The following is a 24,256-nucleotide window of genomic DNA, read 5'->3' on the forward strand; positions in this document are numbered from 1 at the left end:
CGAGAGCCCTGAGCGGACACCGGAAAGGCACCGCTCCGCCTGGTTCATCAGGCCTTGCGCTTCACGTAGAGCACCAGATTGTGGTCAACGAGCTCGTAACCGTGCTCCTTGACGATCTCGCGCTGGCGACGCTCGATTTCCGGATCGAAGAATTCGATGACTTCTCCGGTGTCCAGACAGACCATGTGGTCATGATGGTCGCCGTCGGCCAGCTCGAACACCGCATGGCCACCGTCGAAGTTGTGACGCACTACCAGCCCGGCAGACTCGAACTGAGTCAGGACGCGGTATACCGTCGCCAGACCTACGTCTTCGCCCGCGTCCATCAACGCCTTGTAGACGTCTTCGGCACTCATGTGCCGGTCCTGGGAACTGTCCAGCATCTGCAGGATCTTAACGCGAGGTAGCGTCACCTTCAGACCGGCCTTTCTAAGTTCTTGATTCTCTACCATTGCTAGTTTCTCGCTCAGCGCTTCGCAGGGCTGGATCTGTCGGGTATGATTCAAGGCCATTCAGCCAATTCACGATAGTGGATGTTACCACGCGATGCCAAACAGTCTGAACCGAATCCTCTGTATCCTCTTGTGTCTCGCCACCGCCACGCTTGCCGGCTGCGGGTTTCCCGGCGTCTACAAGATCGACGTTCAGCAAGGCAACGTCGTGACGCAGGAGATGGTCGACCAGTTGCGCCCAGGCATGACCACTCGACAGGTCCGCTATATCATGGGCGCGCCCTTGATTCAGGACACCTTCTCTCCGAATCGCTGGGACTACCTGTATAGCCTACGCGCCGGCCACGCACCGCGTCAGCAGGAACGTATCACGCTATGGTTCGAAAATGATCGGCTCGCCCGCCTCGCCGGCGATTTCGTTCCAGGCACCAGTCGCGACGAAGCCATCATGGGTCAACAAGGCCGAGACGCGACCGAGGAGCCCGGCACCCAAAGCTACCCGATCGATCTGGGCGCCCCGCTCGGTACCGGCGAGTAATCACGACGAGGCGGCACGGCCCGCCTCGCCTTATTCCGTTGTCTGTTTGTCCGCCTTGGCCTTGGCTGCCGCCCGTTGCTTGCGCACTTCCTTCGGGTCGGCGATAAGCGCTCGATAGATTTCAACCCGCTCGCCGGGACTGATTACCCGCTCGGCGGGTTTCGCGACGGCCTTGCCGAATATCCCCATCGGACTGGTCTCGATATCCAGCTCAGGAAAGTGTTCCCCTATCCGTGAGAGACGCACCGCCTCCAGGACACTGGTACCCTCCGGCACGACCAGACTGACGATCTTCTGCTTGTGCGGCAGCGCGTAGGCCACCTCTACGGCAATCGATTGCTCAGCCACCGTACAACTCCTTGGCACGCTGCGAGAACGCGTCCACCAGCGTATTCGCAGCATGGTTGAACAGCGGGCCAAGTGTCGCCCGGATGATTGGCCCGGAATATTCGAAGTGTAAATCGAGACTGATCTTGCACGCCTGCTCGCTGAGCGGCTTGAACTCCCACGTACCCTGCAGATTGCTGAAAGGGCCGTCTTCCAGCTGCATTTGAATCTGCCGGCCGGGCACCAGCACATTACGCGTGGTAAACGATTGACGCAGTCCGGCCTTGGCCACGGTCAGGCGAGCACGCATGGCATCGTCGGTCTCCTCGAGAACATGCGCTTCGGAGCACCAGGGCAGGAATTCGGGGTAATGCTCGACCCGATTGACCAGGTCATACATCTGCTCTGCCGTGTAGGGCAGCAACGCCGAGCGTTGGATATGCGTCATAGCGGATTCACTTGAACAATTCGGTTACGAAAACGACGATCACTCCCGCAGGAGCTACATAGCGTAGCAGGCACAGTATCATCGGAAACAGCCACGGATGCTTCAGAGACAACTCCTCGCGCAGCGCATCCCGGCTCAACACCCAACCGCCGAACAGGCAAAATGACAGCCCTCCGAGCGGCAACAGGATTCGGCTGGTCAGGTAATCGATACTCTCAAAGAAAGTCCGTCCGCCGGAATCTGTCCAGGCGAACCAGTGCCATCCCGTGTCGTCGGTGACCATGAACCGAGCGTCAGCCAGCACGTTGAATGACAATACCGTCCCCATTCCCACCAGCCAGCACAGTGCCGCAATCACCGCTGTCACGCTCGGGCGCGACCAGCCCGATCTTTCGACGCCATAGGCGACAGCAGGCTCCAGCATGGAGATCGCCGAGCTCCAGGCTGCGATCGCAACCAGCAGAAAGAACAGCAGGCCGAACACCTCGCCCAGCGCAATGTTGCCGAAAGCAATCGGCAAGGTCACGAACATCAGGCCTGGTCCCGCGCTTGGCTCCAGGCCCGCGGCAAAGACCACTGGAAACAATGCCATCCCGGCGGTCAACGCCACCAGCGTATCGAGCAGGGCCACGGTGATGACCGTCCTGCCAATCGACGCGTGCCTGGGCATGTAAGCGCCAAATACCATGATCGAACCGACGCCAACGCTCAACGTGAAAAAGGCGTGCCCCATGGCCGCGAGAATACCGGCAGGCACCTCCGCAAGGTCGAAGTGGAACAGGAAGCGCACGCCTTCCATGAAATGCCCGGTCGAAAGGCTGTAGCCAAACAGCACGACAAGCAGCACGAAAAGCATCGGCATCATGATGCGTAGCGCCTTTTCCAGCCCTGCCACGACGCCGCGAGCAATGATCAGCGCGGTTATCAGCATAAACAGGCTGTGCCAGCCGGCGAGACGCCAAGGATCATCGGTCAGGCTGGAGAAACGAGCTGCCGCACCCTGCCCGGAGATTCCAGCGAACGCGCCCCGACCCATGCCAAGAATGTAGTCGAGCGCCCAACCGGCCACCACGCTGTAGAAAGAAAGAATCATCAGCGCCGCGATCATGCCGATCATCGCGGCCCAGGCCCACCGCGGCGAGGCGTTGGACGCCTGCGCCAGGCTGCGTAGCGAATTGACCGGACTCTGACGCCCGCGTCGACCCAGCACGGTCTCGGCAAGCATGATCGGCGCGCCAATCAGCGCAATACAGACCAGATAGACCGCGACGAAAGCGCCTCCCCCGTATACACCGGCCATGTATGGGAATTTCCAGATATTCCCCAACCCGACCGCCGAGCCGGTGGCAGCGAGGATAAATACCCAGCGGCTCGCCCAAACGCCGTGAATCGACTGCTGCTCGTTTGCCATGGCGCCGCTCCGGCTCCCGAAAAAGGCCCGCATTGTCCCGCCTTTGGCTGGCTGTCTCAAGTCGCAACGCCACGGCGATAGCGGAACAGGCGGTGGCCCCCTATAATACGCCGCCATGAGCAAACCAAAGAAGCAACAGTCCAACAGCGGCACCATTGCGCTGAACAAGCGGGCCAAACACGAATATTTCGTTGAAGACCGATTCGAAGCAGGCCTTGCCCTGACAGGCTGGGAAGTCAAAAGCCTGCGCGCGGGGAAAGCACAACTGATCGACAGCTACGTCCTGCTCAAGGATGGCGAAGCGTTTCTGTTCGGCGCCCACATCGCACCACTGCAGACAGTCAGTACGCACGTGGTCGCCGACCCGATCCGCACCCGTAAATTGCTACTCAAGGCACGCGAGCTCGACAAGATCATCGGTGGCGTCCAGCAGAAGGGCTACAGCTGCGTCCCGCTCGCCTTGTACTGGAAGAAGCATCTGGTCAAATGCGAGATCGCGCTAGTACGCGGCAAGAAGGACTTCGACAAGCGCGAAACCGAGAAACAGCGTGACTGGGAACGGGAAAAGCAGCGCATCGTGCGGGAAGTCAACCGCTAGCTCGACAGGTGGAACTATCTGCTGTCTCAGAGTCGAATCAATTGATGCGTCATTACTCCTGCGCATCCATCAAGGTTGAAGCTACTTTCCAATGCCCCGCACTGCGGGGTATTTTTTGATCAGTAGCCTGTATTAAATGCCGCATGTGCAGTACAATCTCCATTGCTTTACAGCACCACGGTTTTGGGGCCGATTAGGATTCGACGGCGGTTACAAAACTTGAGGGGCATGCCGAGCTGGTAGCAGAACTCGTAAATTCGCTGCTGCAAACTTATAGTTGCCAACGACGACAACTACGCTCTAGCCGCTTAAGTCGGCTAGCTGACCCTAGGGGATGCCTGTAAACCCGAAGATTTGGTCAGTCATATAGAACAGGATCGCCGTGAAGTTTGCTGTAGACGTAGCGGCTAAAACTCATACAGCTCGCTCCAAGCACCCTGCCACTCGGGCGGCGCGGAGTTAACTAAGTAGAGATGGCTAAGCATGTAGAACCGAGAGCGGAGGACCGGCGGACGGGGGTTCAAATCCCCCCGGCTCCACCAAATTAAAAGAGACGCCCCAGGGCGTCTCTTTTTTTTGCTGTTCATTTTGTAGCACGTCATCGCAAGGCGACATCCCCAAGGACGGCCCGGCCTGGCAGGGCTCGCATTCAACGAGCGCCTGCGCACGGCGAACTTCCAGGCCGGCCTAGTCGGAGCGGGCCTCCTCTGCCCCGAGCGATCCGGCATTGCCGTCATCGTAGGCCAAAGGCATTCCCTGCTCGGTGACTGCCGCCAGTCTGCGACGTATCATCGGGCCTGACAATCTCGCTGCCTCAACCGATGGGTGGGAGAACGCATCGCGATAGAGGATCTCTCCATTGGCCGCGCGATAGTTACAGGTTTGCCCAGGACAGAAGACGTCGATCAGGTCGACGACCACTACGTCGCGCCGTTGCGCCAGGTCGCGCATGGTCTCGTCAAGCCTGGCCCGCCGCTTCAGCGTTTCAGCGCGGCTCAGGAAAGCACATAGCCGCCCTTCAGGCGCGTACCATTGCGGCACCACTTCGGCGGGATCGCACCGCGCTTCTCGCGCGAAGGGATTGCCGTGCAGAACCGCCAGCTTCACTCCCCTACCTTGCAGTTCCACAGACAGGCTTTCGATGCCGGTCTTGAGCTGCGTCAGTCGAGCTTCGGACGTCTCGCTCGGTGCGGCGGGAGAAAACGAAGCTAGGTCGCTAGCGATGAACACCCAGTCGCCAGGACGCAATCGATCCATCAGACCCGGCGCGACAACCTGCCAGTAATAGTCGTTCGCCTCGCTCCATTCACCGGTGTTCGGGACCTCCCGAACAGGCGATGCACCCCATGAGGAGGTGATGGTGACAGCGAAACCATCTTCAGTTACCAGCTGATCGAACGCGGCAACCAGCGACGCAGCGAATGAATTACCAAGCACCAGCATGCGTGTCTCGGCAGTGTCGAAATCGCCAAGGGTGCAGTCCGCCAGCGGGATCACCTTGCCAACTTCTGTGTCGTCGGCGAGCACACAGGGCTCGCCTTTCCAGCGATACCGCGCGTCTGGCAGGACGTATTCGTGCACCAGCGATTCAACACCGATAGCCGCCATGTTCGGCCTGTCCCCGGCATAAAGACGACCGTTCATCGGCCAGGCAATAAACGCCACGAGCGCCGAAGCGATACAGGCACTGCTCATGCCATAGCCGATCGAGACCAGCCGATGCTTCGACCAGGTAGCCTTTCGCAGCGGCGTTTCAATGTAGTGGTAGGAAAGCACAGCCAGCAATAACATCAATCCGATCTGCGCCGGCGCAGTCCAGGCGCTGATCCCGACCGTCCAGCGACTCAACGACAACACTGACCAGTGCCATAGGTAGAGCGAATACGAGATCAGACCGATGTAGACGACGGCACGATTGCACAGCAGGCGGGAGCTTGCGCTACTCGCATTGGTAGAACACAGGATGAACAGGCTGCACAGCGCAACGACCAGCACGGTCGCAACGGCAGCGTTCTCCTGTGCCAGCCACAGCGACGCGACCAGCATTACCAGAAGCGGCGTGGCCAGACCGGCAATCCGCCGAGTGTCGACGCGCGTAGACAGAACGAATATCAGGGAGCCGGCCGCCAGCTCCCAGAAGCGGGTCGGGGTGAAGAAATAAAAGGAATGCTTGCCGATATGGTTCCAGTAGATGAACCCCGCTAGCGATATTAGCGAGATAAGCCCCAGCGTGGTAACGAACGCCCTGACACCAGGCGTCTTGCGACCGAAACCAGTCAACCAGATGATGAACGGAAACAGTAGATAAAACTGTTCTTCGACGCCCAGCGACCAGGTATGCGTGAACGCATTCAGATGCGCCGCCCCGCCGAAGTAATCGGTCGCCTTGATCTGCAAGTAAATGTTGGATAGCCCGAACAGCGACATCAGGCCAGTCTTCAGCGACTGCGAGGGGTCAGGGTTGAATAACGACAGGAGTACTCCGGTCACCAGCACGAAAACCAGCAGGGCCGGGACCAGCCGCTTGACACGCCGGACATAAAAATCCCCAAGCAAGTCGCCAAGGCTGCTATAACGGCGGTAATAGAGTGACTGGGTTATGACAAAACCGGAGATAACGAAAAACACGTCTACGCCGAGATAGCCGCTCGGCAGCAACTCGCTGTTGAAGTGATTGATGATGACTGCGACGACGGCAAGCGCCCTTAAACCATCAATTTCCCTGCGATACACCGGTTGCCCGGCATGGTGAAAGGTAGGTTGCATAGTCCAGACCTGTAACCATGGGACGCACGAAAGCCCATCCGGCAGACGGGTGCCGGTGGCGGCGCGTCCGAAAATTTATTGTTTGAGGATCGACTGCATTAGCTGCACGTCGATGGCGCCAGCTTCGGAGCCCAGGGACGAGCGTAGTTCAAATTCGTGGCCTTACAAGCCTTTAGCCAGCACCCGAAGGACAGGAAGCGGCCGGGGAAGTTCCGCGGCACGCCCTGAGTGTCGGCACTGCCCGGCTTGGAAACGCGCGCAAGGCCTATCCCAGACACGCCGCCCGCCTCGCCGCGACTCGAGCGATTGTGCCGGCCTTTTGTGCTTCGCGTCATGTTACGCGCGATTCGGTCGGAACCCTGATCTATGGCAGGGAACTCTCACCCCCGCGGCGGGTCTAGTTGTCGTAACAGTCGTCAATTGATAGCAATATAATATTTCAGCTGACGTCTCTAACAGCATCAGGAACCTGTTCGGCGGTATGTACCTCAAGGCTAGGAGGGCTTATGAACAATCAGATGGAGTTGATGGATGCCGCCTGGTATTTGCTTCAGTGCAAACCTCGCCAGGATGCTCGCGCCAACGAGCACCTTAACCGCCAGGGTTTTGAATGCTTTCATCCGACCATGCAAACGGAGTCAATCCGAGGTGGGAAGATGACCACGCATTCACAAGCCTTGTTTCCGGGTTATCTGTTCATCCGTATCCCAGCTACAGCCAACTGGACCACGCTGCATTCCACGCGTGGCGTTTCGCGTGTAGTGGGCTTCGCCGGCCAGCCATGCAAGGTAGCAGACCATCTGATCGAACATCTGCGGCGCCGGTGCGAGTCGATCGGCACGCAGGTACGGTTCAGCCCGGGCGACACGGTGCATATCAAGGTTGGTCCGTATGCCGAACTGGACGCCATTTTCGTGGCAATGGATGGCGAAGAACGGGTAATGCTGTTGTTAAACGTACTGAACCGGCAACAGCCGGTGCGGGTGCCTCTCACTCACTGCCGGGCCTAGGCATGAATGTTGCAGATAGTCATCTCAGCTTCACCAACGCCCTACAGAGTGGAAGAGCGCATCCTGTTCAAGAACCGTGCAGTAGTGGACAAGGTCGACACAATGTATCTGCAACCTTCTTGGGGAGCTATCCCCGGGGCGGTAGCGTGCCTGGACAGTCGAGTTTCCTATTGCACCAATATGATGCTAAACCTAGGTTGACGTGCCGGACGAGGGCGAATGCCCTACCAGAACGACTGACTGCTTCGGCAGGGTTCGGCTTCAACAAGGAGATAGTTGAACATGCGTAGAACATTGATTGCATCCTCCATCAGCCTGGCCCTTGCGGCTTTTTCCGTTACTTCTGTCCAGGCGGCCTCCAGCGATGCTGGCAACTGTCAGGCTTCCATCGAACAGCAGATGGGCGCCGCGACCGATGAAGCAGCCGTCAGCCTAGCCGTCCGCCAGCAGATCACCGAGTGCACGCAGCCCGCGCCCGACGTAGTGACCCGCGCCATTCAGTCTCGCCCCGATCAGGCAGTTGTCATCGTTCGGGCGGCAGTCGAGGCGGCACCGGACCAGCTCCACGCCATTGTCGAGGCAGCGATCGCCGCTGCGCCAGACCAGGCGGAACTGATCGTAAGCGCCGTTACAGACGCAATGCCGACGGCTGCCGGCTCGACCGGTGACTCCCCGACACCCAGGAAACCCGACAGCCTGCCTTCTGGCGGATCCGGTGGTGGCGCAGGCGGTGGAACCACCGCCAGCTCCAGCTGATACGTACGTAGTCAGCACTCCAACAAACCTATCGAAGCGATAAGGAATTCTGCAAATATGAAGTATTCCAAGTTACTGGCTGCATCACTTGTCAGCTCCGTATCTGCCTATGCCGTGGCAGACGAGCCGCGCAGCATCTACCTGCGCGGCTTCGAACTCACCCCGACGCTCCTGGTTGGTGAAAGCTATGACGACAACTACCGGGGCCTTGATCAGGACGAGCGCGCATCGTGGATTACCAGCATCGAGCCAAGCCTGTTGCTGTCGGCAGAGACGCGTAACGCCGGGTACCAGCTGCGCTACACGCTGAGCTCCGACATCTATCATGACGATTCGGATGCGACCAACACCGACCATATCCTGGCGCTGAAAAGCATCATGGAGCTGACGTCACGCCATCGCGTGAACTGGAATCTCGGCTACAGCCGCATCGAGAACACGATCAACGACGATCGCACGGTGACCGACACCGGCGGGGTCGAGGAGCTGCTCGAGCGTCGCTTCCAGAACGAACGGTATGACCGCGCCGTTGCCGGTGTTGGCTATACCTTCGGCGCACGCACCGCGCCGAACCAGTTGGAGTTCGGCGCCGAGTACCAGCGTCTGCGCTACCGCGACGACTTCAACGAAGACCAGGATCGCGACACTGTGGCGCTGGGCACCACATGGTTTCATCGTCTCGGCGCGCGCACCCGTACGCTAGTCGAACTGCGCCATGCCGACCACAGCTACGAGCAGAGCACATCGCTCCGCGATAGCACCAACCTGGCGGCACTGGTCGGCGCCACCTGGGAAGCGACAGCCAAGACCACCGGCACACTCAAGGCCGGTGCCGAGCGCAAGGACTTCGATAGCGATACCCGTAGCGACTACACCAGTCCTATGTGGGAAGCCGGCATCGTCTGGGCTCCGCGGACCTACTCCAAATTCGACCTCACCTCTCGCCGCGCCTTTGACGAAGGCGATGATGGCGCGAGCACCGTGCAGGACATCAGCACCGTGCTGAACTGGACCCACGAATGGAACCCGTGGATTAGTTCCGAACTCGAATACCGCATGGCTGACCGCGAGTACAAGGCGACAGAGCGCGAAGATGACCTTCAATCGTACGGCATTGCGTTGACTTATTCGCCGGACCGTTGGATCGATTTCACGCTGGGTTACCGCTTCGTGGAGAATGATTCCAACCTCTCCATCGCAAGCTATGACCGCAACGTCTACATGCTGACCGTCGACATGAGCCTGTAACGCGCAAGCGAAGCAAGGTACTTACACCCAGACCGCCCGACAGCTGCCGGACCTACCGGCCGGCAGCGCCGGAGCCGCCAATGGCGGACTCCACGGGCAATTAGATAAAGGAGAGAAAAAGGTATGTCGATCCAACCTATTCTCAAATTCTTTTCCCTGGTCTTTCTGCTAGGTCTGACCTTGCAGGCTAGCGCACAGAGCCCGCAGCCGCAGGTCGGCGCAGTGTCCAAGGGGTCATACGAGCTGAGCTCGGGTGACGTACTACGCATCAGTGTTTACGGGGAACCGGACCTGAGCTTCGAAGAGATTCGTCTCAACGATGCCGGCACGTTTTCCTATCCGTTTCTCGGTGAAGTGAATGCCGCCGGCAAGACTCCGCGTCAGGTCGAGCAGGAGATCACCGAGGAACTCAAGAACGGCTATCTTCGCGACCCCCGGGTGTCGATCAGCGTGATCAACTATCGGGAGTTTTACATCAGCGGCGAGGTCAAACAGCCCGGCGGTTATCCATACCAGCCCGGCCTGACGCTTGATCGCGCTATCGCGCTGGCCGGAGGCCTGACCGAGCGAGCATCGACCCGACGCATCACCATCGTTCGTGGCTCGAGTGAGAGCCGTGAATCGGAGCGTGCGACGCTCAGCACCCTGGTCAAGCCAGGCGACACCATCACTATCGACCAAGGATTCTTCTGAGCATGAACAGCTCCATACGACCTGACCGCACCTGGCCGCCCATGCCATCCAACGACGATGACCCGGATTACGTCGATCTCAAGCGGATCTGGAACGCACTCTGGTCGCGCAAATGGAGCATCATCGCACTGGTGGTGGTTGTCACCATGCTGACGACCCTCGCCGTCATGCAGATGACCCCCGTCTATACCGCCAAGGCGACGATGATGATCGAAACCAAAAGCGATCAGCTGGTAGCTTTCCAGCGGGTGGATGACAACAGTCGAACCGTCAACGAGTACATGCAGACGCAGCTCGGCCTGATGACCAGCCGGGGTGTCGCCGAGCGCGTAGTTCGCGAACTCAATCTCACCGAGCATCCGGAGTTCGACCCGCGCCAGCAGGACGAGCCATTGATCGATCTCCGCGGCATGTTGAGCCGGGCCAAGGCGAGCTTCCTGGGTGATGATCTGTCCGAGGCGGCCACGCCTCTCACCGAAGCGCAGATCATGGACGCAGTGACCCGCGACTTCATGTCTCGAATCAGCGTCGGCGTCGAAGGCAAGAGCCAGTTGGTTAGCATCCGTGTAGCGATGGCAGATCGTCTCACCGCAGCGCAGGCAGCCAACGAGCTTGGCGAAAGCTTCATCGAGAGCCAGCTCGAAGCGCAGATGGAAATGTCGATGTCGGCGACCAGCTGGATGAACGAGCGCCTCACGGAGCTGCGCGCCTCGCTGCAGGAAGCCGAAAATCGACTCCAGGCCTACCGTGAGCAGGAAGGTCTCGTCGACGTGGACGGCGTTCAGACGGTCAGCGCCAACGAGCTGTCACTCACCGGTGACCGCATGATCGACGCACGTCGCCAGCGCGCCGAGGCCGAAAGCCAGTGGCGCCAGGTCCAGGCGTCGAAGGACCAGGGCTGGGAGCGTCTGGCCAGCATCCCGGCGGTACTGGGTCATCCGTTGATCCAGCAGTTCAAGGCCGAGCAGGCACGTGCCCGCTCCAAGGTCGAAGAACTGTCACGCCGCTATGGCAACCGTCACCCGGCAATGGAAGCAGCGCGCTCCGACCTGGCTGCTGCCACGGCGAGTCTGCGCGGACAGGTCGAGCAGGTTATCGCCGGCATCGAGCGCAACTATCAACTGGCAGTCGCCAACGAGAACTCGCTGCGCAATTCCTTCGAAGCGAACAAGGAACAGATCCAGGACATTTCGCGCAAGGAATTCCGTGTCCGCGAACTGCAACGCGACGTCGAGAGCAACCGTCAGCTGTATGAGACGTTCATGACGCGTCTGCGGGAGACCACCGCGACTCAGGACCTGAACACTGCCAACGCTCGTATCGTCGATACCGCCTTGCCCCCAGCCAGGCCTTCGGCGCCAAACACCAAGTTGCTGATCTTGATCGCAGCCTTCGTGTCGCTGATAGCAGGCGTTGCCTTCGCACTGATCTCCGACATCCTCAACAACACGTTCAAGAGCACCGAGGACGTCGAGAGCAACCTCAACCTGCCAGTGCTCGGGATCGTGCCGCTGGTGGCCAGGAAGCAGGAGAAGCAAGTCCCACACCTGTTCGAGCGCGGCGACGATTTGCGCTTCTGCGAGGCGATTCGAACCATTCGCACCAGCGTCATGCTGTCCGACATGAGCCGCCCACAGAAGGTCATCGTGATCACCTCCTCGGTACCTGGCGAGGGCAAGAGCTCGGTCGCCGCGAACATGGCGTTTGCCCTGTCGCAGCTGCAGCGCGTTCTGCTGATCGACGCCGACCTGCGTCGTCCCACTCTGGCGCGGAATTTCGATTTCCCGGTTGGCACACCAGGTCTTGCAAACCTGATTTCCGGTACTGCCAAGGTCGAGGATTGCATCCAGACAGTGGACAGCCAGCTCGATATGCTGACCGCCGGTGCGGTGCCGCCCAACCCGCTGGAACTCCTGGCGTCGCCACGCTTTGCCAAGTTCCTGGAGCGAGTCAAGGATCGTTACGACCACATCCTCATCGACTCTCCGCCGACTCAGGCAGTCAGCGACGCGGTGCTCATGGCCACCCACTCCGATTCGGTTATCTACGTGATCAAGTCCGAGTCCACGTCGATCTCGATGGCTCAGAAAGGTGTCGGTCAGTTGCTTCAGGGCGGTGCGTCCATCGTCGGTGTTGTGCTGAACCAGGTCGACGTGAAAAAAGCTGCCAAGAAAGGCGAGTACAGCGGCTACTACGATCACTACGGCTACAGCGAAGCCAAGGCCTGATCCTTCCCCACCCCAGTTCGGCTGGCAGGTGACTAGCATGATGATCGATTTGCACAGTCACCTGCTTCCGGGCATCGACGATGGTCCCGAAGATCTCTCCACCGCGCTGGACATGGCGCGGTTGGCCGTGGCAAGTGGCACCACCCACCTTATCTGTACTCCACACATCCACCCGGGCCGCTATAGCAATGACGCTGCAAGCATCAAACTCGCCTGGCAGGCATTCGACAAAGCGTTGAAATCGGCGGGCATCCCTCTTCGTACCGGGTTTGCTGCCGAGGTTCGCTTCGGCAGTGAACTGTTCACCTCGATAGGTGACGGAACGGTCCCATTCATGGGCGATTGGAATGGACGTAAAGCCGTGTTGCTGGAATTCTCCCACGCCGATGTACCCTTTGGCGCCGAACGGATGACCGAGTGGATGCTGGCTCAGGGCGTAGTGCCGATCATCGCCCATCCAGAGCGCAACAAGGGCATCATGCGCCATCCCGCCCGGCTCAAAGCCTTTCTGCAACAGGGCTGTCTGCTGCAGGTCACGGCTGGTTCGGTAGCCGGCAAATTCGGTGAGCGGGCACGCAAGCTCGCTCACTCGCTGCTGCGCGAAGGCGTCGTCAACATACTCGCCAGTGACGGGCACAACCTGGGTAAAAGACCGCCGGACATGCGTCACGGTTTACGTGTCGCCAGCGAGATTGTCGGGGAACGCCAGGCAAAACATCTTGTCCTAGATACGCCATGGAAAATTGTCCATGGCCAACTTGTCTGACTCTACCCGACCGCGGACGGCCGGGCATGTCACGCCGAGCTTTTTGATGTACGGCGCCATCAAGGACGGAGACCATGACTGCTTCAGTAGTACTCAACCCTAGTAATGATGACAGGCGAGCGAGGCAGCGATCACGCACGGCACCATCACGACTGCAGGCGGCTGCCTGCGGTCTCGGCCTGGCGTTGGGCGTGTGTGGAGCAGCGGTTGCTATTCCTCTCGTTCAATCCGGTGTCGCTGCCTTCCAGACCGAACGCGTTCTGGTCGCCTGGAGCGAGAACGATCACCTGCCACCCGGACACCTCTGGGACCAGCTACTGCAACGCGCGGATCAGGCTGTCGCCGGCTACCCCGCCGCGAGCGGCGAGTATCTCGACCGCCTCGGTCGCGCGCACCTCTGGGGCGCAATCATTTATCCCGAAGATGCTACGCACTGGCAGCAGGCTGCGGCATCGTTCCGCGCATCCGTCACTGTCCGCCCTGACTGGCCATGGTCCTGGCTACGCCTCGCGCACGCCAAGCTGCAAGGCAGCGAGCTCGACGATGAATTCGATCACGCGCTGCGGCAGGCATTCCTGCTCGGCTCTGGCCGACTGGAACTCAACCAGGATCTGGCTCGCATGGGGTTCAGCGTCTGGCGCGAATTGACCATTGAACAGCGCGCTCTGGTGTTGCAAGCCGCAGAGCGGGTTGTCGCACGCAGTGAAAATCACGCAAAAGCTATGCAACAGGTGGCACAGGCCGCCGGTATCGGATCGGCGCTGTGCTGGGCAGTCGACTCGTCAATAAAGACCCGACACCACATTTGCAAGGAGGACGGTTAACCATGATCGCCAAGCGAACCAATCCCGCTGTAAACCGCCGCGGCCTGACTTTCTGGGGCCAATGGTTATGTGGAGTGACGCTTGTCAGCGCCCTGCTTTGCTACTTGGTCTTTGAACAGTTCGGCATGGTCTCGACACAGTACAGACTGCTGATCGTGATCACCGTGTTCTGCTCTGTACCGGCATATATGCTGCTACACGTGTACCACAAGAAGCATTCCTATCTCACCGGCCTGGCTCACCTGCTGGCCGGCTGGGCGACGCTGTTGGTCGGACTGTTCGTCATCGCCTTTCTCAGTGACAGCATGCATCTCTTTTCTTCGGAGGTGCTGTTGAACTGGGCGCTGTATGGTTTCCTGGTGCAGGGCCTGGCTTACATTCCGCTGCGCTATTTTGCCAACCGTCATTCGAGCCGGCTGCGTATCGAGCGCACCTCAGTCATCATCGGTTCCGGCCCTGCCGCCTATGAACTGGCCGAGCGGCTAACCGGATCCAACCGTGTTCCGCTGATGGGTCTGATCACGTCCAGACCCGATGTGCAAACGCGCGACGGACGCTTTCCGGTCCTCGGCGATCTGTCCACCGTGCGCGAAATCGTCGAGCAGTATGGCATTCGTCGCGTGTATATCGCTTTGAGCCTGGACGAAGTCGCCTTCATCGAAGAGTTGTACCTGACGCTGCTGGACATGAGCGTGGACGTCGTCTGGATTCCCGATTTTGGGCGCATGCCGCTACTCAACCAGTCAATTTCGCAGATCGAACAGATGCCCGCCATCTACCTGAACGAGACACCCGTCAGCTCGCACCCGGCTTCGGTTTTCAGCAAGGAATTGATGGACCGCAGCATCGCGTTGCTGGCGATCATCGCGCTGAGCCCGATCCTCATTGCCTCGGCGATCGGCGTGAAGCTGTCCTCCCCTGGTCCGGTCCTGTTCCGCCAGCCGCGTCATGGGTGGAACGGTGAGATCATCCACGTGATGAAATTCCGTTCGATGCGCCAGCACGACGACGGCCAGGTCAAGCAGGCGACACGAGACGATCCCCGCGTGACCCCGTTCGGCCGCTTTCTACGTAAGAGCTCTATCGACGAACTGCCCCAGTTGTTCAACGTGCTCAAGGGCGAAATGTCTTTGGTGGGGCCGCGCCCTCACGCCGTCACCCACAATGATTATTACAGCGACAAGATCATGGCTTACATGGCGCGCCATCGGATCAAGCCGGGCATCACCGGCCTGGCGCAGGTGACTGGTCACCGGGGCGAGACCGAGACGCTGGAAAAGATGCAGCAGCGCGTCGAGAAGGACCTGGCCTATATCAACAACTGGTCGCTGTGGCTGGACATCAAGATACTCATCAAGACGCCCTTCACACTGTTTTCGAAGGACGTCTACTAGGACGGTGCCGGAGCAGGCTCCGGCACCGGGCGGATCAACGCTCGCAGCGGCTCAAGGCCCTCGAGCAAGTGCAGATTCACGCTCAAATTAAGGAATAGCTATGAACATAACTGTCGTTGGAACCGGCTACGTCGGACTTGTCACTGGAGCCTGCATCGCGGAAATGGGCAACACCGTGTATTGCGTCGACGTGAACCGGGACAAGATCGAAAACCTGAAGAAGGGCATCCTGCCGATCTACGAGCCAGAGCTCGATACCATCGTCGTGGAAAACCATGCCGCAGGCCGACTGCAGTTCACCACCTCGCTCAAGGAAGCGATGGCTGAGACAGACGTGTACTTCATTGCCGTCGGCACCCCGCCCGGCGAGGACGGCTCGGCTGACTTGCGTTACGTACTGGATGTCGCCCGTGAGATCGGCAGCCTCATGGAACGTCCCTCGGTAGTCATCAATAAGTCCACGGTTCCGGTTGGCACCGCAGACAAGGTTCGCGATACGGTGCGCCAGCAGCTCGAAGCGCGCGGCGTGGACATCGAGTTCGATGTGGTATCCAACCCTGAATTTCTCAAGGAAGGCGCCGCGGTGGATGACTTCATGCATCCAGATCGCATTATTGTCGGTACCGACAGTGCTCGTGCCCGCCAGATCATGGACGAGCTGTACGCCCCGTTCATTCGCAACCATCCCCGTATGATGTTCATGGGCGTACGCGATGCGGAAATGACCAAATATGCCGCCAACGCCATGCTCGCCACCAAAATTTCCTTCATGAACGAGGTCGCGAGTCTCTGCGAGCGTCTGGGTGTGGATGTGGAAAACGTTCGCCTGGGCATCGGTTCGGATCAACGCATCGGCTTTCATTTCATCTACGCCGGCTGCGGCTACGGCGGCTCCTGCTTCCCGAAAGACGTAAAGGCTCTGATCAGCATTGCTCATCAGAACGACTTCGAGCCCAAGCTGCTGCAGGCCGTCGAAGCGCGTAACGATCTGCAGAAGCACTCGTTGTTCAACAAGGTCTCGGCGCACTTTTCCGGCGATCTCGAAGGTCGCACCATCGCGGTTTGGGGTCTGGCGTTCAAGCCGGGCACCGACGACATGCGCGAAGCGCCCAGCGTCGTGCTGATCAACAGCCTGATCAACGCCGGAGCCAAGGTCCGCGCCTTCGACCCGGTCGCCCATGAAACCGCACCACGCGAGTTTCCTGAAGAGTGGTTTACCGAGAAAAAGCTGGAAATCGTAGATGGCCAGTATGAAGCCGCCATCGATGCCGACGCGCTGGTGCTGGTCACCGAATGGAAGCCCTTCCGCCGTCCGGACTTCAAGGCACTCAAGAAGCTGCTGCGCACACCGGTGATCGTGGACGGACGCAATCAGTACGATCCGGCACAGACTCAGCGGGCCGGCTTCCATTATTACGGTATCGGGCGCATGCCAACACATGCCGCAATCTGAACTGGCGAACCCCGGCATGGATCAGCGCACTGATAAGCCGAACGCCGGAGGCGGACGGCTGCGCGAATTCAGCCAACGTATGTTACGCAACAGACTGCTGCGCAACATAGCTACCGTAGTCTCCGGAACCGCGGGTGCCCAGGCGTTGACACTGGCGTTCATGCCAGTAATAACCCGCATCTACGGGCCGGACAACTACGGTGTGTTGGGTGTGTTCATGGGTTTGGCGATGATGCTGATCCCGGTGGCGGCGCTGTGCTACCCGACCTCGGTCGTGCTGCCTCGCCGGGATAGCGATGCGCTTGGCCTGGTCAAGCTGTCTCTTCTGATGGCAGGACTGACCTCCTGCGTACTGGCGGCATTCCTGCTCATAGCCGGGGACTGGTTCGCCGCGACGGTCAGCGTCGAGGCAGCTGCGCCTTTTCTGTTGTTGCTGCCCGCCGTCACCTTCGCTGGCGCCGCGCTGGAAACTGCGCAGCAGTGGCTATTTCGCAAACAGCTGTTCCGGGTCACTGCGAAGGTTTCGGTGCTGTACTCGCTGATGCACAACTCCATCCGCAGCCTCGCCGGGCTCCTTAGCCCGACAGCTGCTGTGCTGGTGGTCACCACCGGCTTTGGCCCGGCGCTTCATTCGCTGATGTTGCTGGTGGGCATCCGGAAGGGCCCACCGCTTCAAGTGAAGCCGGATGTGGAGAAGCGCGAGGCACCAACCCGCCTACGTGATCTGGCGCACCGCTATCGTGACTTTCCGCAGTTTCGCGCACCGCAGATGCTTATCAACACCGTATCGCAAAACCTTCCGACGATCGTGCTGGCTGCCTATTTCGGTCCCGCAGCGGCGGGATTCTTCGCGTTGTGCAAGCAAGCCCTGACCATGCCGACACATCTGATCGGCAAGTCCGTGGCGGATGTGTACTATCCCAAGCTGGCTCGTTCCATTGACAAGGGAGAGCCGATTACCGGGACTGTCATGAAAGCGGTCGCCGGGCTGGCAGCCGTGGGACTGATTCCTTTCGCGTTGGTTTTCGCCATCGGTCCGTGGATGTTCGCCACAGTGTTTGGTGACGAATGGCGCAGTGCAGGTGAGTTTGCCCGCTGGCTGGCGCTGGGCGAATACGTCGTTTTCATGTCGCGTCCGTGCACCGTGGCGATTCCGGCACTGGGATTACAACGCCTGTCGCTGATCTTCGAGATCTGCAGTACCACCTTGCGAGTAGCGGCGCTGTTTTTCGGCGCAGCGGTGCTCAATGAACAGATCGGAACCGTTATGGCTTTCAGTGCAGCGAGCATCGTCATTTATTTTGCACTCATCCTGGTTGTATTCATCCAGGCGCGGAAGTGGCATGCCAATCTGCGCAAAGTGGATCGAGTCGCTTGAAAACGGACTTCTATTGAATGGTAGTAACACTATGACATCTGCGACACCTACCATCATCGTGGTCGGCTACAACCGCCCTGACAGCCTGCGGCGACTGCTGGGATCGCTTATAAAAGGGCATTATCCGCCCGGCAACGTCCGGCTTGTGATAAGCCTGGACGCATCCAACACGCCAGAGCCACGCAAGGTAGCCGAAGCCTTCGATTGGCCATTCGGCGAAAAACGTATAGTGGCCGGAGATGAGCGCAAGGGTTTGCGCAAACACGTACTCAGTTGTGGCGACCTGACCGAAGAGTACGGCGACGTTATCGTGCTCGAGGACGATCTGTACGTGTCGCCCTACTTTTACGAATACGCGACGCGCGCGCTAGCCTATTATGCGGATGCCGAGGACGTAGCCGGCGTCAGCCTGTATAGCCTGAATTTCTGCCAGACGGCCAACCTGCCGTTCATCCCAGTGGACAACGGCAACTCGGATGTCTATTTCCTGCAACTGGCAGCTTCGTGGGGCCAGGCCTGGTCCGCCAAACATTGGCGCGGCTTCCGCCAGTGGCTTGCAGCGAATGGCACGGACATTTCGAATATACGGAACATCCCGCCAGACGTCCGCGCCTGGCCTGAGTCGTCATGGTTGAAGCTTTACAACGCTTACATCATCGACCAGAACAAATTTTTCGTATATCCGTACTGCGCCCTGTCGACCAACTTCGGCGATCCGGGACAGCATTTCACCATGGCCTCCTCGCGCTTTCAGGTCGCGGTCCAACAGCAGAGCAAAGAACATCGGTTCACCAGCCTCGAAGACAGCCTCGCGGTCTACGACGCGTACTGCGAGCTGCTGCCACGGAGCATCAAGCGACGCAATCCGAAGCTCGCCAATCACGAATTCGTGGTCAACCTCTACGGCCACAAGCAGCCTCCAGCGGGCCTGCAACTAACCCGTACCAGTCAGCGTGGAGTGCTGAACTTCGAGTTTTCCATGAAGCCCATGGAGCTCAGCGTGCTCAACGATATCGAAGGTCAAGGCATCGCGTTGATCGATACCAGCGAGCTGGACACGCAGGCGCAGAATTCTGCGCAAACCGAATACGATCTGTACCGCTTTTTCTACAAGTTTCCTTCGTTGAAGGTGATCGGCTTCGGCATAAAAGAAAAGATCAAACTGGCGCTCAGCGGCGCTCGACGCTAGAGCATGCCGTGAACCAACTCACTTCCCGTGTGGATTTAACCCCGACTACAGGTAAATAAAATGGAACGCAAAAAAGCACTCATCACCGGCATCACAGGTCAGGACGGCTCATACCTGGCAGAATTTCTCCTGGAGAAGGGCTATGAAGTCCACGGCATCAAGCGTCGCGCCTCGCTATTCAACACCCAGCGTGTCGACCACATCTATCAGGATCCGCATGTCGAGAACAAGAATTTCGTTCTGCACTACGGCGACCTGAGCGATTCCTCGAACCTCACCCGCATCATCCAGGAAGTGCAGCCTGACGAGGTCTATAACCTTGGTGCACAGTCACACGTAGCGGTCAGCTTCGAAGCCCCGGAATACACAGCCGACGTCGATGCCATGGGTACCCTGCGTATCCTCGAAGCAATCCGCCTGCTGGGCCTGGAAAAGAAGACCCGCTTCTATCAGGCCTCGACCTCCGAGCTCTACGGTCTGGTGCAGGAGATCCCGCAGAAGGAAACCACGCCCTTCTACCCGCGCTCACCCTATGCGGTGGCCAAGCTGTACGCCTACTGGATCACCGTGAACTATCGCGAAGCCTATGGCATGTACGCCTGCAACGGCATCCTGTTCAACCACGAGTCTCCGCGCCGCGGCGAAACCTTCGTTACCCGCAAGATCACCCGCGGCCTGGCGAACATTGCCCAGGGTCTGGAAAACTGCCTGTACATGGGCAACATGGATGCGCTGCGTGACTGGGGCCATGCCAAGGACTACGTCCGTATGCAGTGGATGATGCTGCAGCAGGAGACCCCTGACGACTTCGTCATCGCTACCGGCGTTCAGTACTCGGTCCGCGAGTTCATCAAGTGGTCCGCCGCAGAACTGGGCATCACCCTGCGCTTCGAAGGCGAAGGCGTGGAAGAAAAAGCCATCGTCGAGAAGATCGAAGGCGACAAGGCTCCAGGCCTGGCTACAGGTGACGTGATCGTTCGCGTCGACCCGCGCTACTTCCGCCCTGCAGAAGTGGAAACCCTGCTCGGCGATCCGAGCAAGGCCAAGGACGTCCTCGGCTGGACCCCGGAGATCACCGTGCAGGAAATGTGCGCAGAGATGGTCCGTGAAGATCTCAAGGTCGCTCAGCGCCACGCGCTGCTCAAGGAGCACGGCCACGAGATTCCGGTCAGCGTGGAGGGTTGAGCATGGCGGCTGACTTCGACCAGCGCATCTTCGTAGCCGGCCATCGCGGGATGGTCGGCTCGGCGATCGTCCGGCGCCTCGAGGCGCTGGGCTATCGCAACATTGTCACACGCAACCGCAACGAGCTGAACCTGCTGGATCAGCACGCTGTAAATGAATTCTTCCAGACCGAAGGCATCGACCAGGTGTACCTGGCCGCAGCCAAGGTCGGGGGCATTCACGCGAACAACGAGTACCCCGCCGAGTTCATCTACGAGAACCTGATGATCGAGGCCAACATCATCCACGCCGCGCATAGCGCCGGTGTGGAGAAGTTGCTCTTCCTCGGCTCCTCGTGCATCTACCCCAAGCATGCCGAGCAGCCGATGCGTGAAGAGGCCTTGCTCACCGGCATTCTCGAGCCGACCAACGAGCCCTATGCGATCGCCAAGATTGCCGGTATCAAGCTCTGCGAAAGCTATAATCGCCAGTACGGCCGTGATTATCGCAGCGTGATGCCGACCAACCTGTATGGTCCGCACGACAACTACCACCCGGAAAACAGCCACGTCATCCCTGCCCTGCTGCGCCGCTTCCACGAAGCGACCCAGCGCGGCGATGAAGAAGTGGTGGTCTGGGGCAGCGGCAAGCCGATGCGCGAGTTCCTGCATGTGGACGATATGGCCGCGGCCAGCGTGCACGTGATGAACCTCGACACCGAAACCTATCAGCAGCACACCCAGCCGATGCTCTCGCACATCAACGTCGGCACTGGCGAGGATTGCACCATTCGCGAGCTGGCCGAAACGGTCAAGAAGGTCACCGAGTTCCCCGGCAAGCTGACCTTCGACGCCAGCAAGCCTGACGGTACGCCGCGCAAGTTGATGGACGTCTCGCGTCTGGAACGGCTCGGCTGGAAGAGCAGCATCAAGCTCGAGGAAGGGCTGCGTGATGCGTATCAGTGGTTCGTTGAGCACAAGGACGACGCCCGAGGCTGATATGTACTTGGACAAGAATACGTTTCGGAGCGTGGTGGCCCACGCTCCGCTGGTCTCGCTCGACCTGGTGGTTCGAAATGCCGAAGGCGAGATTTTGCTTGGCCGACGCGTGAACCGCCCCGCGCAGGGTGACTGGTTCGTGCCAGGGGGGCGCATCATGAAGAACGAGCGTCTCGACGATGCCTTCGCACGCATAACCGAGGCCGAGCTCGGCCAGTCCTTCGCCCGCTCGCAGGCCCGATTACTCGATCTGTACGAGCACTTCTACGAAGACAGCGTCTTTGGCCCGACGCCAGATACACATTACGTTGTCGCTGGTTACCTGTTGGATCTGCCGGCAGGTTGCTCACTTAGCCTGCCGAAAAGCCAGCATGATGGATTCCGCTGGTGGACCGTCGCCGATATGCGCAGCAGCACTGCTGTGCATGAGAATTCCCGCGCATATCTGGCAGCCGTCGATCGCTGATCGACGGTTTGTTCAGTCTCTCTCGGAACTGTCCGAGCAAATTCGTGCCAAAGGGTGTTATAGGACCGGATCGGTCGATTTCGACCAAGTCTAGCAGACCGAGGGATTGAGACGTTGCTGAAGAATTTACTCGCCTACCGAAACCTCCTTTTCATCGTTATTTTCCTGAACACGGGTGCCCTGTTCCTGAGCGATGACAAGAAGTCCGGCATATTGTTTCTACGCGAGGTGTACCTGCTAGGGGTAGTAGCCGCGGCCTTTATGCTGTGTCTGATCTGGCGGCGTGTGTATCAATCGAAGGCGGCGCTATGGATCCTGCTTTTCGGGGTCTTCATTCCTGTGTTTTCCGCGCTGCTGGCATACCTCAATTTTGGCCAACCGTTGATATACGGTCTGCTCGAGGAGCGCCGTAGTCTGGCCTGGCTATCGTTTTTCCTCGTTCTATTTCTTTTGATCAAGACGAAGCCCGAGCAGAAGCACATCGAAGCTTTTTTCATGACATCGGCCGTGCTCGCCACGGTCGTAGGCTTCATGTACTACTTCAGCATCATACCCGATAACGCTATTCCTTCATTTGCCAAGGATGTCAAGGACACCGGCGACTTGCGACCGAACCGATATCGTATAGGGGCCGGCGCCGTCACCCTCGGGGCATACATACTGCTCTATCGGCTGCGCGACCGTTTGTCACTGAAAAGTTTGGCTCTGCTGCTGTATTTCGCCGCCTATCTCTGGCTGGTCGTTCAGACTCGTTCGACGATGCTGATCTGGGCTCTCGCAGCTGTGTGGGTCTTCCGCAAACGACTGGATTCGGCTGCCAAGGTGCTGGTTACCGCCGGCATTCTGCTGGGGATGTCTTACCTGTTGTTCCCCGAGTTCTATGCCATGCAGTACGAGAAACTGCTGCTGATGTATGACGAGGCCATCAACAGCCCGGGCGTGCGCGACGACACCATCGCTACCATTCTCGATGCCCAGGCGCGGAATAATCATATCGGGATGGGTGCGTTGTCACTGCAATGGAATGGCGGCTTCGGCGCGCTGTATGACCCGCACTTCTATCTCTCGGACGTGGGCATCATCGGCGTGTACTACCGCTTCGGTTTCCTGACGCCGCTGATTGCGCTGATCTTCTACGGCGGCTTCATCTATTTCATGCGCCAAGTGCCGAACAAGAGTCCCCTGCTCAAAGCGTTTCAGCTGGGGTTCTGGTTCAGCATGATCAACATGTTCATGTCCAATTCCATCATGTACGGGGGGGACACCCTCGGCATCACGCTGGCGTGCTTCCTGTACTTCGCAAGAATGCAGGCGAGCGAAGCGGCTCAAAAGCAATATGAGCGAGTAAATCATGACCCAGTTCACTATCGTCACTATAAATTGGAATAACCTGGCCGGTCTGCAGAAGACCTACCAGAGTGTCGCCAGCCAGACCTATCGCAACCTTCGCTGGATCGTGGTGGATGGCGCTTCCAACGACGGCGCAGCGGAATGGCTGCAGACCATCGATGAGCCGTGGGCGGAGATTACCTCCGAGCCTGACAACGGCCTGTACGACGCGATGAACAAAGGGCTGGAGAAAGCCGTCACCACACCTGGCTATACGCTGTTTCTGAACAGCGGCGACTGGCTGTATGACGAGCGGGTGCTGGAACTGGTCGCGAAAACCATCGAACAGGCGTCCGTGGCTCCGAAGTACGTCTATGGAGACTTCGCTCGCTTTACCGGCGCCGGTCGCCTGCACCAGTTTCCAGGCAAGCCGATCGAGCGTCTGTTCATCGGCATGCCTTCGAGCCACCAGGCGATGTATTTCGAGAACGAGCTACTCAAGACCGTGCGTTTCAGGGATTCGTACAAGCTCTCCGCGGACTACTGCATGCTCATCGAATTCGTCAACCAGATCGAGTCGCGCGAGCAGATTGTGCATATCCGTCAACCGCTATGTGTATTCGATAACACTGGCGTGTCGGTACAACGCCGCTTCGAAGCCCTGAAGGAAGACGTGCACATTCGTCGCAAGCATCTAAAGCTGTCGGCGTTTCGAAACTACGGTCTGTATGCGCTGCATTACGTGCATACCCACGTCAGAAACCTGCAAGCTGCGCTGGAACGCAAAACAGCTTGAAAAACCGACTCAGTCAGATTGGCG

23 protein-coding genes and 1 other RNA gene are annotated in these 24,256 nt (G+C 58.9%); 19 read left to right on the top strand and 5 right to left on the bottom strand.

The window, feature by feature from the left end:
- Positions 1-47 precede the first annotated feature (47 nt).
- On the bottom strand, positions 48-452 hold the full coding sequence (fur, locus tag BLT85_RS12540) for a ferric iron uptake transcriptional regulator (RefSeq protein ID WP_093397742.1): 405 nt from the start codon (positions 450-452) through the stop codon (positions 48-50).
- A 94-nt stretch (positions 453-546) separates the two neighbouring features.
- Between fur and BLT85_RS12545 the strand changes: the two genes are divergently transcribed.
- The gene (locus BLT85_RS12545; RefSeq protein ID WP_093395309.1) at positions 547-990 is read left to right on the top strand and encodes an outer membrane protein assembly factor BamE; all 444 of its coding nucleotides are present in this window, start codon (positions 547-549) and stop codon (positions 988-990) included.
- A 30-nt stretch (positions 991-1,020) separates the two neighbouring features.
- On the opposite strand, the gene BLT85_RS12550 is transcribed toward BLT85_RS12545, so the two are convergent.
- From BLT85_RS12550 to BLT85_RS12560, 3 genes are read right to left on the bottom strand one after another with little or no spacing between them, the layout of a single operon-like run.
- Positions 1,021-1,338 carry an RnfH family protein gene (locus BLT85_RS12550; RefSeq protein WP_093395312.1) on the bottom strand — a complete coding sequence of 106 codons (318 nt, stop codon included), beginning with the start codon at positions 1,336-1,338 and terminating at the stop codon, positions 1,021-1,023.
- Entirely contained in the window at positions 1,331-1,765 is a 435-nt protein-coding gene (locus BLT85_RS12555; RefSeq protein WP_093395315.1) for a type II toxin-antitoxin system RatA family toxin, read from the bottom strand. Before BLT85_RS12555 ends, BLT85_RS12550 begins: the two co-directional genes overlap by 8 nt.
- A 7-nt stretch (positions 1,766-1,772) precedes the next feature.
- A complete protein-coding gene (locus tag BLT85_RS12560) occupies positions 1,773-3,176 on the bottom strand; it encodes a sodium-dependent transporter (RefSeq protein WP_093395318.1) in 1,404 nt (467 codons plus the stop codon).
- 115 nt (positions 3,177-3,291) lie between these two features.
- On the opposite strand from BLT85_RS12560, the gene smpB reads away from it, so the two are divergent.
- On the top strand, positions 3,292-3,774 hold the full coding sequence (smpB, locus tag BLT85_RS12565) for an SsrA-binding protein SmpB (RefSeq protein WP_093395322.1): 483 nt from the start codon (positions 3,292-3,294) through the stop codon (positions 3,772-3,774).
- Positions 3,775-3,959: 185 nt separating this feature from the next.
- Positions 3,960-4,316, top strand: a transfer-messenger RNA (tmRNA) gene (gene ssrA / locus BLT85_RS12570).
- 145 nt (positions 4,317-4,461) lie between these two features.
- Here the strand turns inward: ssrA and BLT85_RS12575 are convergent.
- Entirely contained in the window at positions 4,462-6,540 is a 2,079-nt protein-coding gene (locus BLT85_RS12575; protein ID WP_093395325.1) for an acyltransferase family protein, read from the bottom strand.
- A gap of 506 nt (positions 6,541-7,046) precedes the next feature.
- Between BLT85_RS12575 and rfaH the strand changes: the two genes are divergently transcribed.
- The 16 genes from rfaH (at position 7,047) to BLT85_RS12655 (ending at position 24,232) form a co-directional block, all read left to right on the top strand.
- Complete coding sequence (gene rfaH / locus BLT85_RS12580) at positions 7,047-7,550, top strand: transcription/translation regulatory transformer protein RfaH (protein WP_093395328.1); 504 nt, start codon at positions 7,047-7,049, stop codon at positions 7,548-7,550.
- Between the two features lie 282 nt (positions 7,551-7,832).
- A complete protein-coding gene (locus BLT85_RS12585; protein ID WP_093395330.1) occupies positions 7,833-8,306 on the top strand; it encodes a hypothetical protein in 474 nt (157 codons plus the stop codon).
- Between the two features lie 57 nt (positions 8,307-8,363).
- A complete protein-coding gene (locus BLT85_RS12590; protein ID WP_093395333.1) occupies positions 8,364-9,554 on the top strand; it encodes an outer membrane beta-barrel protein in 1,191 nt (396 codons plus the stop codon).
- 123 nt (positions 9,555-9,677) lie between these two features.
- Positions 9,678-10,247 (top strand): polysaccharide biosynthesis/export family protein, encoded by a 570-nt coding sequence (locus tag BLT85_RS12595; RefSeq protein WP_093395336.1) that lies wholly within the window; start codon positions 9,678-9,680, stop codon positions 10,245-10,247.
- 2 nt (positions 10,248-10,249) lie between these two features.
- The gene (locus BLT85_RS12600) at positions 10,250-12,475 is read left to right on the top strand and encodes a GumC family protein (RefSeq protein WP_093395339.1); all 2,226 of its coding nucleotides are present in this window, start codon (positions 10,250-10,252) and stop codon (positions 12,473-12,475) included.
- A 37-nt stretch (positions 12,476-12,512) separates the two neighbouring features.
- Positions 12,513-13,241 (top strand): tyrosine-protein phosphatase, encoded by a 729-nt coding sequence (locus BLT85_RS12605; protein ID WP_231701478.1) that lies wholly within the window; start codon positions 12,513-12,515, stop codon positions 13,239-13,241.
- A gap of 74 nt (positions 13,242-13,315) precedes the next feature.
- On the top strand, positions 13,316-14,065 hold the full coding sequence (locus BLT85_RS12610; RefSeq protein ID WP_157718180.1) for a hypothetical protein: 750 nt from the start codon (positions 13,316-13,318) through the stop codon (positions 14,063-14,065).
- Positions 14,066-14,067: 2 nt separating this feature from the next.
- Positions 14,068-15,459: an undecaprenyl-phosphate glucose phosphotransferase gene (locus BLT85_RS12615; RefSeq protein ID WP_093395345.1), complete on the top strand. Its 1,392-nt coding sequence runs from the start codon at positions 14,068-14,070 to the stop codon at positions 15,457-15,459.
- Between the two features lie 100 nt (positions 15,460-15,559).
- Positions 15,560-16,912, top strand: coding sequence for a UDP-glucose dehydrogenase family protein (locus BLT85_RS12620; protein WP_093395348.1), 1,353 nt, complete (start codon positions 15,560-15,562; stop codon positions 16,910-16,912).
- A complete protein-coding gene (locus BLT85_RS12625) occupies positions 16,899-18,290 on the top strand; it encodes a lipopolysaccharide biosynthesis protein (RefSeq protein ID WP_231701479.1) in 1,392 nt (463 codons plus the stop codon). Before BLT85_RS12620 ends, BLT85_RS12625 begins: the two co-directional genes overlap by 14 nt.
- Positions 18,291-18,321: 31 nt before the next feature.
- A complete protein-coding gene (locus BLT85_RS12630; protein WP_093395351.1) occupies positions 18,322-19,479 on the top strand; it encodes a glycosyltransferase family protein in 1,158 nt (385 codons plus the stop codon).
- Between the two features lie 60 nt (positions 19,480-19,539).
- Positions 19,540-20,664 carry a GDP-mannose 4,6-dehydratase gene (gmd, locus tag BLT85_RS12635; protein ID WP_093395354.1) on the top strand — a complete coding sequence of 375 codons (1,125 nt, stop codon included), beginning with the start codon at positions 19,540-19,542 and terminating at the stop codon, positions 20,662-20,664.
- Between the two features lie 2 nt (positions 20,665-20,666).
- Positions 20,667-21,641, top strand: a complete 975-nt coding sequence (gene fcl / locus BLT85_RS12640) for a GDP-L-fucose synthase (RefSeq protein ID WP_093395357.1) — start codon at positions 20,667-20,669, stop codon at positions 21,639-21,641.
- Between the two features lies 1 nt (position 21,642).
- Positions 21,643-22,107 carry a GDP-mannose mannosyl hydrolase gene (locus BLT85_RS12645; protein ID WP_093395360.1) on the top strand — a complete coding sequence of 155 codons (465 nt, stop codon included), beginning with the start codon at positions 21,643-21,645 and terminating at the stop codon, positions 22,105-22,107.
- Positions 22,108-22,221: 114 nt separating this feature from the next.
- Positions 22,222-23,496, top strand: a complete 1,275-nt coding sequence (locus tag BLT85_RS12650; protein ID WP_093395363.1) for a hypothetical protein — start codon at positions 22,222-22,224, stop codon at positions 23,494-23,496.
- Positions 23,459-24,232, top strand: a complete 774-nt coding sequence (locus BLT85_RS12655; protein WP_093395366.1) for a glycosyltransferase — start codon at positions 23,459-23,461, stop codon at positions 24,230-24,232. The genes BLT85_RS12650 and BLT85_RS12655 overlap by 38 nt, the downstream gene beginning before the upstream one ends.
- The last annotated feature ends 24 nt before the right edge of the window (positions 24,233-24,256 follow it).

It is taken from the genome of Halopseudomonas xinjiangensis (assembly GCF_900104945.1).
In the GTDB taxonomy this organism is placed as follows: Bacteria; Pseudomonadota; Gammaproteobacteria; order Pseudomonadales; family Pseudomonadaceae; genus Halopseudomonas; species Halopseudomonas xinjiangensis.

What these genes read in the sequence shown, in the direction of transcription:
- BLT85_RS12560 (WP_093395318.1), bottom strand. Translation starts at nt 3,176, where the DNA reads ATGGCAAACGAGCAGCAGTCGATTCACGGCGTTTGGGCGAGCCGCTGG.
- BLT85_RS12615 (WP_093395345.1), top strand. Translation starts at nt 14,068, where the DNA reads ATGATCGCCAAGCGAACCAATCCCGCTGTAAACCGCCGCGGCCTGACT.
- BLT85_RS12620 (WP_093395348.1), top strand. Translation starts at nt 15,560, where the DNA reads ATGAACATAACTGTCGTTGGAACCGGCTACGTCGGACTTGTCACTGGA.
- BLT85_RS12600 (WP_093395339.1), top strand. Translation starts at nt 10,250, where the DNA reads ATGAACAGCTCCATACGACCTGACCGCACCTGGCCGCCCATGCCATCC.
- BLT85_RS12545 (WP_093395309.1), top strand. Translation starts at nt 547, where the DNA reads ATGCCAAACAGTCTGAACCGAATCCTCTGTATCCTCTTGTGTCTCGCC.
- BLT85_RS12625 (WP_231701479.1), top strand. Translation starts at nt 16,899, where the DNA reads ATGCCGCAATCTGAACTGGCGAACCCCGGCATGGATCAGCGCACTGAT.
- rfaH (WP_093395328.1), top strand. Translation starts at nt 7,047, where the DNA reads ATGAACAATCAGATGGAGTTGATGGATGCCGCCTGGTATTTGCTTCAG.
- BLT85_RS12630 (WP_093395351.1), top strand. Translation starts at nt 18,322, where the DNA reads ATGACATCTGCGACACCTACCATCATCGTGGTCGGCTACAACCGCCCT.
- BLT85_RS12555 (WP_093395315.1), bottom strand. Translation starts at nt 1,765, where the DNA reads ATGACGCATATCCAACGCTCGGCGTTGCTGCCCTACACGGCAGAGCAG.
- BLT85_RS12595 (WP_093395336.1), top strand. Translation starts at nt 9,678, where the DNA reads ATGTCGATCCAACCTATTCTCAAATTCTTTTCCCTGGTCTTTCTGCTA.
- BLT85_RS12585 (WP_093395330.1), top strand. Translation starts at nt 7,833, where the DNA reads ATGCGTAGAACATTGATTGCATCCTCCATCAGCCTGGCCCTTGCGGCT.
- BLT85_RS12605 (WP_231701478.1), top strand. Translation starts at nt 12,513, where the DNA reads ATGATGATCGATTTGCACAGTCACCTGCTTCCGGGCATCGACGATGGT.
- BLT85_RS12610 (WP_157718180.1), top strand. Translation starts at nt 13,316, where the DNA reads ATGACTGCTTCAGTAGTACTCAACCCTAGTAATGATGACAGGCGAGCG.
- BLT85_RS12645 (WP_093395360.1), top strand. Translation starts at nt 21,643, where the DNA reads ATGTACTTGGACAAGAATACGTTTCGGAGCGTGGTGGCCCACGCTCCG.
- BLT85_RS12575 (WP_093395325.1), bottom strand. Translation starts at nt 6,540, where the DNA reads ATGCAACCTACCTTTCACCATGCCGGGCAACCGGTGTATCGCAGGGAA.
- smpB (WP_093395322.1), top strand. Translation starts at nt 3,292, where the DNA reads ATGAGCAAACCAAAGAAGCAACAGTCCAACAGCGGCACCATTGCGCTG.
- BLT85_RS12590 (WP_093395333.1), top strand. Translation starts at nt 8,364, where the DNA reads ATGAAGTATTCCAAGTTACTGGCTGCATCACTTGTCAGCTCCGTATCT.
- gmd (WP_093395354.1), top strand. Translation starts at nt 19,540, where the DNA reads ATGGAACGCAAAAAAGCACTCATCACCGGCATCACAGGTCAGGACGGC.
- fcl (WP_093395357.1), top strand. Translation starts at nt 20,667, where the DNA reads ATGGCGGCTGACTTCGACCAGCGCATCTTCGTAGCCGGCCATCGCGGG.
- fur (WP_093397742.1), bottom strand. Translation starts at nt 452, where the DNA reads ATGGTAGAGAATCAAGAACTTAGAAAGGCCGGTCTGAAGGTGACGCTA.
- BLT85_RS12655 (WP_093395366.1), top strand. Translation starts at nt 23,459, where the DNA reads ATGACCCAGTTCACTATCGTCACTATAAATTGGAATAACCTGGCCGGT.